This is a genomic window from Kitasatospora sp. NPDC029367, assembly GCF_055569135.1.
This window is the reverse complement of sequence record NZ_JBVHYH010000030.1, coordinates 63063-73599: the sequence shown is the minus strand read 5'-3', so window position 1 is coordinate 73599 and position 10537 is coordinate 63063. Positions and strand designations below refer to the sequence as shown.

9 protein-coding genes are annotated in these 10537 nt (G+C 72.6%); 4 read left to right on the top strand and 5 right to left on the bottom strand.

The genetic code is table 11. The annotated features are described in order from the left end of the window. Nucleotides 1-64: 64 nt before the first annotated feature. Together ACZ4W5_RS18770 and ACZ4W5_RS18765 are read right to left on the bottom strand one after the other, a co-directional pair. Nucleotides 65-928 carry an aldo/keto reductase gene (locus tag ACZ4W5_RS18770; protein ID WP_465655603.1) on the bottom strand — a complete coding sequence of 288 codons (864 nt, stop codon included), beginning with the start codon at nt 926-928 and terminating at the stop codon, nt 65-67. A gap of 117 nt (nt 929-1045) precedes the next feature. Beyond that, nucleotides 1046-2551 (bottom strand): MDR family MFS transporter, encoded by a 1506-nt coding sequence (locus ACZ4W5_RS18765; protein WP_465655602.1) that lies wholly within the window; start codon nt 2549-2551, stop codon nt 1046-1048. Nucleotides 2552-2753: 202 nt separating this feature from the next. Between ACZ4W5_RS18765 and ACZ4W5_RS18760 the strand changes: the two genes are divergently transcribed. Then, the gene (locus ACZ4W5_RS18760) at nt 2754-3959 is read left to right on the top strand and encodes a nucleotide disphospho-sugar-binding domain-containing protein (protein ID WP_465655600.1); all 1206 of its coding nucleotides are present in this window, start codon (nt 2754-2756) and stop codon (nt 3957-3959) included. 101 nt (nt 3960-4060) lie between these two features. Here the strand turns inward: ACZ4W5_RS18760 and ACZ4W5_RS18755 are convergent, their stop codons facing one another. Further along, on the bottom strand, nt 4061-5248 hold the full coding sequence (locus ACZ4W5_RS18755; protein WP_360242748.1) for a cytochrome P450: 1188 nt from the start codon (nt 5246-5248) through the stop codon (nt 4061-4063). A gap of 295 nt (nt 5249-5543) precedes the next feature. Here ACZ4W5_RS18755 and ACZ4W5_RS18750 point away from each other — a divergent pair, with 295 nt between their 5' ends. From ACZ4W5_RS18750 to ACZ4W5_RS18740, 3 genes are all read left to right on the top strand, one after another. Beyond that, nucleotides 5544-6794 (top strand): cytochrome P450, encoded by a 1251-nt coding sequence (locus ACZ4W5_RS18750; RefSeq protein WP_360242751.1) that lies wholly within the window; start codon nt 5544-5546, stop codon nt 6792-6794. A 79-nt stretch (nt 6795-6873) separates the two neighbouring features. Next, a complete protein-coding gene (locus tag ACZ4W5_RS18745; RefSeq protein ID WP_465655598.1) occupies nt 6874-7068 on the top strand; it encodes a ferredoxin in 195 nt (64 codons plus the stop codon). Between the two features lie 129 nt (nt 7069-7197). Continuing rightward, nucleotides 7198-8103 carry an SDR family oxidoreductase gene (locus ACZ4W5_RS18740; RefSeq protein WP_465655595.1) on the top strand — a complete coding sequence of 302 codons (906 nt, stop codon included), beginning with the start codon at nt 7198-7200 and terminating at the stop codon, nt 8101-8103. On the opposite strand, the gene rfbH is transcribed toward ACZ4W5_RS18740, so the two are convergent. Together rfbH and ACZ4W5_RS18730 are read right to left on the bottom strand one after the other, a co-directional pair. Further along, nucleotides 8075-9376, bottom strand: a complete 1302-nt coding sequence (gene rfbH / locus ACZ4W5_RS18735; RefSeq protein WP_360242760.1) for a lipopolysaccharide biosynthesis protein RfbH — start codon at nt 9374-9376, stop codon at nt 8075-8077. The two genes, ACZ4W5_RS18740 and rfbH, sit on opposite strands and share 29 nt — an antisense overlap. Before the next feature lie 298 nt (nt 9377-9674). After that, nucleotides 9675-10295: a TetR/AcrR family transcriptional regulator gene (locus ACZ4W5_RS18730; protein WP_465655593.1), complete on the bottom strand. Its 621-nt coding sequence runs from the start codon at nt 10293-10295 to the stop codon at nt 9675-9677. Between the last annotated feature and the right edge of the window lie 242 nt (nt 10296-10537).

Genomic DNA, 10537 nt, shown 5'->3' with positions numbered 1-10537 from the left:
CGCTGCCGCCGGGCCCGGGGCCGCCGACGGGCGGCGCCGGTGGCGCCCGGACGCAGCCGCGTCCTCAGCCCGCCAGTTCGGTCAGGTCCGAGGCGGTCAGCTGCAGGCCGGCCGCGGCGACGTTCTCCTCCAGGTGCTCCAGGACACTGGTGCCCGGGATCGCCAGCACCGCCGGCGAGTGGGCGAGCAGCCAGGCCAGCGCGACCTGATGGGTGGTCGCGCCGTGGCGGGCGGCGACGGCCTCCACCCGGACCGGGTCGATCTTCTCGCCGCCCCCGCCGAGTGGGAAGAACGGCACGTAGGCGATGCCCGCCCGCTCGCAGATCGCCAGGAGGTCGGCGTCGGCCCGGCGGTGCACGTGGAACTGGTTCTGCACGGCGGCCACCGGGGCGATGGCCCGGGCCTCGGCGAGCTGGGCCGCGTCGACGTTGCTGACGCCCAGGTGCCGGATCAGCCCCTCGGCGTGCAGCTCGGCCAGGGCCTCGAAGCGGTCGCCGATCGACTCGCCACCCGGCTCGCCCATGCCGCCGACCCGCAGGTAGACCAGGTCGAGGCGGTCCACGCCGAGCCGGCGCAGGTCCTCCTCGACCAGGCCGCGCAGCTGCTCGGGGGTGGCCTCGGCGGTGGGCACCACACCGCCCTCCAGCATCGGGCCGACCTTGGTGGCGATCACCAGGTCGTCGCGGTACGGGGAGAGCGCCTGACGGATCGTCTCGTGCGACTGGAGGTCGCCGAAGCCGTAGAAGCCCGCGGTGTCGATGTGGTTCACGCCGAGTTCGACGGCGCGGCGCAGGACGGCGACGGCCGACTCGGGGTCGCGCACCGAGCCGCCGAGGGCGATCCGCATCGCTCCGAAACCGAGCCGGTTGACCCGCAGGTCACCGCCGAGCAGGAATTCTCCGGCGGAGGAGGCCGTGGTGGTGGTCATGTGTGTGCATCCTCGGGTTGTCGGTTGGACAGGTCAGGTCTGAGCAGGTCGGGAGCCCCCGACGCACGCGGCCCGGCAGTGCGGACACCGCCGGGCCGGATCGCCGCACAGGGCCGGTCACGCCTCCTGCGGCTGGGCCCCCTGCGACTGGGCGGCCTCGGCCGCCTGTCGCGGAACCGGCGCGGGCGCCACCACCGTCTTCGGCAGGAACAGGGTCGGCACGACCGCGAGGACCAGGAAGCCGACGCCCCACCAGAAGGTGGTGCTGTAGGCGTGTGCCAGACCGGTCGGGCCGACGGTGCCGTCGGGCGCCCGGTCAGTCTGGTCGGACAGCTGGATCTGGAGCACCACACTGATCACGGCGGTGCCGGCCGACAGGCCGAGTTGCTGGAAGATCCGCGAGGCGCCGGTCGCCCGGGCGATCTGCTGCGGCGGCAGCCCGACGTAGAGTGCGGTCGACATGGTCAGCACCACCATCGCCAGGCCCACGCCGGAGACCAGCATGGCCGTGATGATGAGGACCCGCGAGGTGCCCGCGTCGAACATCGGGTAGAAGGCGGCGCCCGCGATCGCCAGGACGATGCCCACCACGCCGACGAGCCGCGGGCCGAGCTTGTTGAACACCCGGCCGAGCAGGACGGAGGTGACCACCGAGCCCACCCCGAAGGCGACCAGCAGCACGCCGGTGCTCATCGGGCTCTCGCCGTGGACCTGCTGCAGGAACAGCGGCTGGACGATGCCGGCGCCCATGGTGAGCCCGACCAGCAGCAGCAGGGTGCAGGACGTCGCGAAGCCCCGGTACTTGAACATCTGCATCGACACCAGCGCGTCGACGTTCGGCCGCGCGGCGTGCACGCCGAATCCGGCGAGCAGCGCTCCGCCGACCGCGAGCAGCGCGATCACCTGGCCGCTGCCGAAGCCGACCGCGCCCGCCCGGGAGAAGCCGTAGACGATGGCCACCAGGCCGGGGACGAGCAGCAGCACCCCGAGCACGTCCAGCTTGGCGGCGGTCTCCGCCTTCATGTTCGGCAGGTTGCGGCCCGCCACCAGGAAGGCGATCACCCCGATCGGGATGTTGATGAAGAACATCCACCGCCAGTCGATGCCGTCGACGATGACCCCGCCGAGGACCGGGCCGAGTGTCGGGCCGATCATGCCGGGGATCGCCATCAGGGCGACCAGTTTCGCCCGGTGCTCCATGCCGGCGAGCCGCATCAGCATCGCCTGGCCGACCGGGACCATCATCCCGCCGCCGAGGCCCTGCAGCACACGGGCCGCCACCAGCATCCAGATCGAGGTGGACAGGCCGCACAGGACCGATCCGACCAGGAAGACGGCCAGCGAGACGATCCACATCGTCCGGGGCCCGAAGCGGTCCGCGGCCCAGCCGGCGAGCGGCATGCCGACCATCAGGGCGAGCAGGTAGGCGGTCACCACCCACTGCAGGGTCGCCACCGAGGCCGACAGGTCGTGGGCGAGCGTGTTGAGCGCCACGCTGACCATGGTCCCGTCGAGCTGCATCACCAGCAGGCCGATCAGGACGACCCCGGCGACTCTCAGCAGCTCCGGTGGTAACGGCTGGCTCTTGCCTGCGGGCTGGGCGTCACTCGAACTCTGCGCCATCAGACTCCCTCGCGAACGTCCGCATATCCGGGCCTTTCGATCACGGCATCAGGCTCCCACAAGCTTGCGTGACACGCAACCAGTTGCAGACTCTGCAGAAGTCTGCCGATCACGACGGCTCGGCGGCCGAGCCGGGGAGGGTTCAGCCCTCCTTTAGCGCACCGGGCTTCCATGGGCCCCCAGCATCCCGAGAGGTGACCCTGTGCGTATCCTTTTCGCCCCGCTCCCCAGGGCTTCCCACCTGTACTTCGTCGCACCGCTGGCCTGGGCCTGCCGGGCGGCCGGGCACGAGGTGCGGATCGCCGCACCGCCCGACCTCACCGAGGCGGTGGTCCGGGCCGGACTGACCCCGGCCGAGATCGGTGCCGGACCGCACCCGGCGGCACCCGCGGCGCCCACCCCTCCCGGCGGCCGGCCCGCCACTCCCGGCCTCCTCGCCGAGGCATCCGACGACGAGCGCCGCAGGCTCCTCGACCTCAGGTTCGCCCCCCTGGTCGACACGGCCGTCCGCACCGCCCCCGACCTGGTGCGGTTCGCCGAGTACTGGCGCCCGCAGCTCGTCGTCGCCGATCCGATGGCCTTCGCCGCACCGCTGGTCGCGGCGGCGCGGGACATCCCGTTGCTGCGCCACCTCACCGGGCCCGACATCATGCACCGCACCCACAACCCGATGCACGGGCCGACGACCGGCGACGAGTACACCCCCAACTGGCCCACCGGGCTGGCCGAGCTCTTCGCGGAGTTCGGCGCGGCGGTCCGCGACGACTACGCGTCGGGCAGCATCGACCCCTGGCCGGGCAGCGTGCAGGTACCGGACGCACCCGCCCGCATCCCCGTGCGCTTCGTCCCGTACGACGGCGCGGCCGCCGCGCCCGACCGGACCCCGGAGCCGAGCGGCCGCCCGCAGGTCTGCGTCAGCTGGGGCGAGCGGGGCGAGCCCGACGGCGGGGTCGGTGAGGCGCCCGTCCTCACCCGCGTCCTCGACGCGCTCGCCGCCCGGGACGTCGACGTCGTCCTCACCGGCAGCGGGATCGACCGGGTCCGGCACCGCCCGCTCCCGGACCGGATCCGCCTCGCCGACGGCCTTCCGCTGCACGCGCTCGTGCCCGACTGCGCCGCCGTGATCAGCGAGGGCGGCACCAACACCATCCTCACCGCCGCCTCGCTCGGCGCCCCGCAGGTCCTGCTCCCCCTGGTGGAACGGCCGCCGAACGCGGCGAACTTCTGCGAGAGCGGCGCGGGCATCACCCTGAGCGGCACCGATGCCGGCACCGAGGCCATCGGCGCCGCGGTCGACTCGGTGCTCGCCGACGACGGGATCCGGGCCGCCGCCCGGAAGATGCGCGACGAGATCGCCGCCGCCCCGTCGCCCGCCGACCTGGTGCGCACGCTGGAGCAGCTGGCCTGACCGCACCGGCCGGCCCCGGCCCGGCGGGACGCCTCCCGGCACCGGGAGGCGTCCCGCCCGTCGTCGTCCCGTCATCGTCCGGCCGGCCGGCCGGCCGTCGTTCACGACCGCCGAGCGGACACCGTCATCTTCTTGACCCCGTAGAACTCCGAGTCGTGGAAGACCGCGTCGCCCGTGGCCCGCAGCTCGGTGAAGGCGTCCATGAGTCCGTTGAGGGCGATCTCGGTCTCCAGCCGGGCCAGCGGCGCACCGAGGCAGAAGTGGATGCCGTGGCCGAACCCGACGTGGCGGTTCGGGTCGCGGTCGATGTCGAACCGCTCCGGCTCCCGGAACTGCCGCTCGTCGTGGTTGGCCGACAGGATCGACGGCATGACGATCCCGTTGGCCGGGATGACGCCGCCGGCCAACTCCAGCTCCTCGGTGGCGATCCGCAGCGCCCGGGGGAACGGCGGGCGCCACCGGACGACCTCCTCCAGCGCCGCGGGCACCAGGGACCGGTCGGCCCGGATCCGGGCCTCGGCCTCCGGGGTGTCCCCCAGGCAGAGCAGGGTGTTGCCGAGCAGCAGCGTGGTGGTGATGTGGCCGGTGTTGAGCAGCAGGGCCGCGAAGGTGGCCACCTGGAGGTCGGTCAGCCGCTGCCCGTCGAGCTCCGCCGCGGCCAGCGCGCCGAGCACGTCCCCGGTCGACCCGTCCGAGCGCCGGCGCCGGACCTCGGCCACCAGGTACTCGTCGAGCTCCTTGGTGGTGTCCGCGATGGCCTGGGCCGCGGCCTGGTCGGACTCCGAGTCGTCGGCCCGGATGCCGAGCAGCCGGTCGGCGCACTGCCGGAAGAACGCCCGGTCGGCCGGCGAGATGCCGAGGAGTTCGGCGATCACGATGACCGGCAGCGGGTAGGCCAGGTACTCGACGAAGTCGAAGGTGTCGTCCGGGGCGGCGGCCAGCAGCTCCTGGACGATCTCACCGATGCGTGGCCGCAGGGCGGCGACGGTCTTCGGGGTGAACGCCTGGCTGACCAGCTGCCGCAGCTTCCGGTGGTCCGGCGGATCCTGCCAGGGCAGGTTCGCGCTGAGCTTCTCCTCGCCGAAGACCGGCATGAGCCGGCCGATGTTCGACGAGAAGCGCGCCGGGTCGGAGAACACCTCCTGGACGTCGTCGTACCGGAAGACGAAATAGTGGCCGCGCTCGTCCTGCCAGAGCGGCTGCTCGTCGCGCATCCGCCGCATCCATTCCAGGAGCTCGGCGCCGCCGTCGGTGAACAGCGGCATCCGGACGGTTTCGCCCGTGCTCATCACACCTCCCGTATCGGGCCGCGGGATTCCGGCGAATCCCGTTTCGCGGCCCGCGACAGCGGCCCAATTTATCAACGAACCGGCGGCCTGTCGTGGGAAAAAATACCCGGGACCGCATATTAGTGAGATTTTAGATTTCACCGCTAGCCTGACATCCGCCATGGACAAACGAATTCCGACGACCGCGGCACCGGCAATCCCATGACGCCGGTATTCCCGTGGTGTCGGTAATCCCGCGGCGCCGGAAATCCGACGATTCCGGCCGTGCCGCACCGCCGCCGAAACAGGAGCTGCCATGACCGAGGCCACGTCGGCACCGCACAGTGGCGACCTTCCCGAGGTGCCCGACTTCCCGATGTCGCGCGGCTGCCCGCTCGACCCGGCGCCGATGTACACGCGGCTGCGCACCGAGCGGCCGGTCACCCAGGTCGCGCTGCCCAGCGGGCAGAAAGCCTGGCTGGTCACGAGCTACGCGCACGTGCGCGCGCTGGTGACCGATCCGAGGATCAGCTCGGACCACCACCACCCCAACCTGCCGCTGCTCGTCCCGCTCGGCCTCTCCGAGGAGGGCGCCCAGGGCGGGGAGTCCCAGGCGATGGGCAACACCCTGGTGGGGCTGGACCCGCCGGAGCACTCCGCGCCGCGGCGGATGGTCATCGCCGAGTTCACCGTCCGGCGGATCCAGGAGCTGCGGCCCCGCATCACGGAGATCGTGGAGAGCTGCATCGACGACCTGATCGCCGCCGGCCCCGGCGCGGACCTGGTCGGCACGGTCGCGGTGCGCGTGCCCTCGATGGTGCTGTCCGAACTGCTCGGCGTCCACCCGCCCGACCGCGAGTTCTTCCACACCCGCACCTCGGCGATGCTCAGCCGCGCGAGCACCCCCGAGGAACGCCGCACCGCCATGATCGAACTGGCCACCTTCATCGACGGCCTGATCCGGGAGAAGGAACAGGAGCCGACCGACGACGTGCTCGGCCGGCTCGTCGTGAACAACCGGGAGACCGGGGTGTTCACCCACATGGGCCTGATCCAGATGGCCTACCTGCTGCTGGTCGCCGGCAACGAGACGACCGCGAACATGATCGCGCTGGGCACCACCGGCCTGCTGGAGAACCCGGAGGTGGTGGCCGAGCTGATCGCGGACCCGAGCCGGATCGGCCGGACCGTCGAGGAACTGCTCCGGTACTTCACCATCTCGGACGTGCTGCTCAGGACGGCCCGCGAGGACATCGAGATCGACGGCGTGACGATCCGCAAGGACGACGGCGTCCTGCTCGGCCTGGGCTCGGCCAACCGGGACGAGACGGTCTTCGACAGCCCCGACCGGCTGGACATCCACCGGGGCGCGCGGCACCACATGGCGTTCGGCTACGGCATCCACCAGTGCCTGGGCCAGAACCTCGCCCGGGCGGAGCTGGAGATCGTCTTCACCACGCTGTTCGCGCGGCTGCCGGGTCTGCGGCTGGCCGTGCCCGTGTCGGAGCTTCCGTTCAAGCAGGACTCCAACACCTACGGCCTGCACGAGCTGCCCGTCACCTGGTGACGGTCCGCCCGGCGCCGGGCGGGCTCCTGACCGCCCCGGCCACCTCCCCGGACCACTCCGAACGGAAAGGACCCCCCCCGTGCGCATCGTCGTCGACCGCGACGTCTGTATCGGCGCCGGCCAGTGCGTGCTCACCGAGCCCCGCGTCTTCCAGCAGAACGACGAGGACGGCATGGTCGAGCTGCTGACCGACCGTCCCGACCCCGGCACGACCGCGACCGTGCGGGTCGCGGTCAGCCTGTGCCCGGCCCGGGCGCTGTCGATCGAGGACTGAGCGCCCGCACGGGGGAGGCCGCCGGTTCCGGCGGCCTCCCCCCATGTCTGCCCCGGCGCCCGCCGGTCGTCGCCAGCCGTGCGCCGGCCTCCTCCGACGGGCCGTCGGACACCGATGACGGGAGAACCCGTGGACACCGAACAGTCGTCCCCCCTGGCCGGCACCGGCCTGCGCGGCCTGGTCGGCGACCGGGCCGCCGAACTCGGCGGCCGCAACCGCTGGCACCAGCTGGAGTGCGACCTCACGGACGCCGCCGCGGTGGACCGGGCGGTCGCCGAGAGCCCCGCCGAGGTGGTCGCGCACTTCGCCGCGTTCACCGACCTCAACGCGGCGGCGGCGCAGACCGGCGACCGCGACGGCCCCTGCTACCGGGTGAACGTCGACGGGACCGCGAACCTCGCCGCCGCGTGCCGCCGGCACGGCCGCTACCTGATCCACGTCTCCACCGACTACGTGTTCAGCGGCGACCAGGAGGAGCCGTACCGGGAGACCGACCGGCCCGACCCGCTGGACTGGTACAGCCGGACCAAGCTCTGGGCCGAGCGCGAGGTGCAGGAGTCCGGCTGCGCGTTCTCCGTCCTCCGCCCCAGCTTCCCGTTCCGGGCCCGCTATCGGCGCAAGGAGGACCTGGTCCGCAAGCTGGTCGGCTGGCTCGCCGCCGGCCGGATCCCGCCGATGTTCGAGGACACCCTGGTGACCCCCACCTTCGTCGACGAGTTCGCCGCGGCCGTCGAGCGGGTGGCACAACTCCGGCCGCTGGAGGGCCTGTTCCACTGCGCGGGCGGCAGCTCGCTGTCCCCCTACGACCTCACGGTGACGGTGGCCCGCACCTTCGGGCTCGACGCGGCCCCCGCCGCCCGCGGCCGCCTCGCGGACTACCTGCGCGACGCCGGACGCCCGTACCCGCGCTGGCTGAACGTGTCCAACGAGCACGCGACCCGGGTACTCGGGGTGCGGTTCTCCCGCATCGAGGACGCCCTGGCCACGATGCGGGACCAACTCGCCCTCAGCGGGGAACTCCCGCGAACTCCCTGATCGAGCCGACCACGTAGTCGATCATCTCGGGGGTGATCCCGGGGTACACCCCGATCCAGAAGGTGTCCTCGGTGACGATGTCGCTGACCGAGAGGTCGCCCGACACCCGGAACGTGACGTCCGCGTACGCCGGGTGGCGCGTGAGGTTGCCGCCGAAGAGCCGACGGGTCGCGATCCGCCGCTCCTCCAGGAACGCCACCAACTCGCGGCGGGTGTACGGCGCGTCCTGCTCGACGGTCAGCACGAAGCCGAACCAGCTCGGGTCGGAGTCGGGGGTCGGCTCGGGCAGCAGCAGGCCGGGGACCCCGTCCAGCCCCTCCCGCAGCAGCCGCCAGTTGCGTCGGCGCGCCTCGCCGAACTCCTCGATGCGGCGCAGCTGGGTCACGCCCATCGAGGCCTGGAGGTCGGTGCTCTTCAGGTTGTAACCGACGTGGGAGAAGATGTACTTGTGGTCGTAGCCCGGCGGGAGGGTGCCGAGCTGCTGGTCGAAGCGCTTCAGGCAGCGGTCGTCCTCGCCCGGCTCGCACCAGCAGTCCCGGCCCCAGTCGCGGATCGACTCCACCAGTCGCGCGAGTGCCAGGTCGTTGGTGACCACACAGCCGCCCTCGCCGACCGTGATGTGGTGGGCCGGGTAGAAGCTCACCGTCGAGAGGTCGCCGAACGTGCCGGTGAGCCTGCCCCGGTAGCGCGAGCCGACGGCGTCGCAGTTGTCCTCGATCAGGAACAGGTCGTGCTGACGCGCCAGTTCGGCGACCTCCTCGGCGGCGAACGGGTTGCCGAGCGCGTGCGCGGTCATGATCGCCCGGGTGCGCGGCCCGATCGCGGCGGCGATGGCCTCCGGCGTCGGGTTGTAGGTGCCGAGTTCGACGTCGACGAAGACCGGGACGAGCCCGTTCTGGAGGATCGGGTTGACGGTGGTGGGGAAGCCCGCGGCGGCGGTGATCACCTCGTCGCCGGGGCGCAGCCGCACGTCCCCCAGCTGCGGTGAGGTCAGCGCGGTCAGCGCGACCAGGTTCGCCGACGACCCCGAGTTGGTCAGGTGGGCCTTGCGCCGCTTGAAGTACCTGGCAAGGTCGCGCTCGAAGCGGCGCGCGCTGGGGCCCGCCGCGATCCGCATGTCCAACGCCGCCTCGACCAGCGCCGCGCGGTCCTCCTCGTCGAGGACCGCGCCGGAGGTGAGCACCGGGGTCCTCCCCGGGACGAACTCTCCCTCGGCCTGGCTCTGGTGGTAGTCCCTCACCAGCTTCAGGATCGCTTCCTTGTCCTCACCCATGTGGTGGTACCTCCGTAGCCGTTGTCGGTGCGGCGCGCTTCCGCCGGGCGGATCCAGGGCGTGGCTCGGGTCTGCCGGGGTTCCCGGTCGACCAGGTGCAGGAGTTCGACCCGGCCGGGGCCGGCCGGAGCTCCGCTCCGTCTGGGCCTGTCCGGGCAGCCGGTACCGGCGGCACGACCGATCGGCCGAGCCGCGTCGGGACGAAGCGTCCCCCCCTGGGCACCCTCAGTGGGTGCCCACGGGGACAGGTTCGCCGCCGTCCCTAACAGCGAGCCTGGTCGGATCTAAAACCGGCGGCTCAGCCGCACCCCGCGCGGCCGTCGGGCCCGGGGCCGATCCCCAGGGCGTGGCGCAGGGCCTCGCGCAGCACCTCGGCGAACGACGGGGGGTTGACGCTGCTGAGCCAGTACCGGCCCGCCACCCGGACGGCCCCGGCGACCACGGCGGCCGTCACCGCCGGGGCCAGTTCCCAGCGTTCGGCGCCGGTCCGCTCGGCGATCGCGTCCGCCAGCGGCTCCTCGGCCATGCTGAACGCCTTCAGCGCCTCACCCTGCAGCGCGGGCGTGGACATGATCATCGCGAGCCCGGCCCGGTCGGGCTCGGGATCGGCGAAGACCTCGACCACCACCGCGATGAGGGCCTCGCCGAGCGGCTCCTCCGCGGGCCTGGCCCGCAGCGCCCCGCCGAGGCGGCGGGACTGGTCGGTCTGGCCGGCGCAGATCGCCTCCTCCCGGCTGGAGAAGTAGTTGTTGTACGTCCGGGGCGCCACGCCGGCGGCTTCGGCAATGTCGCGCACCCGCACCAGGGCCAGCCCCTCGGGGCCCTTCTCCAGCGCCAGCCGCAGCGCGGCGGCACCGATCGCCTCACGGGTGGCCTGCTTGTTGCGGGCCCGCATGCCCATCGGTTCGTCTGCGGTCATGGCTGGTCAGGGGGCCGGCCGGAACGCGCCGGACGGTCAGCCGCCCCCGTCCTCCTCTCATCGCCCGAAGCCTATGCACCGGCCCGGCCCTCGCGGAGGCCCGCACACCCCCGGGCCGGCACCTGAATGTCCGTCACTGTCCAAGCCCCCAACGGTATATGCGTGGCGCGACGCCGGGGCCGGCGTCGCGGAGAGCACCGTCCCGGGCGGCGGCCTCAGGACCGCGTCGGTAGCCCCGATCC